The following is a 266-nucleotide window of genomic DNA, read 5'->3' on the forward strand; positions in this document are numbered from 1 at the left end:
CTCGAACTTCAAGTCCCACACCCCATGTCCCAGCCGCTCGCCGCGGCGTTCGAACTTGGTGATCGGGCGCTCTTCCGGGCGTGGCACGTAGGTGCCGTCGGCCGCACGGTTGCGATAGCCAGGCGCAGCACTCATCACTTCCAGCATATACTCGGCATACGGCTCCCAGTCGGTCGCCATGTGGAACACGCCACCGGGCTTGAGCTTGCGACGTACCAGCTCGGCAAACTCCAGCTGCACGATGCGGCGCTTGTGGTGACGGGCCT

Annotated in this window: 1 protein-coding gene; it reads right to left on the reverse strand. The window is 64.7% G+C overall.

The genetic code is table 11. From position 1 onward, the window contains the following. The coding region (gene trmB, locus SB765_RS30280; protein ID WP_410932575.1) for a tRNA (guanine(46)-N(7))-methyltransferase TrmB at window positions 1-266 on the reverse strand (266 nt) is incomplete at both ends.

It is taken from the genome of Pseudomonas sp. SIMBA_067, from assembly GCF_046534675.1.
GTDB lineage: Bacteria > Pseudomonadota > Gammaproteobacteria > Pseudomonadales > Pseudomonadaceae > Aquipseudomonas > Aquipseudomonas putida.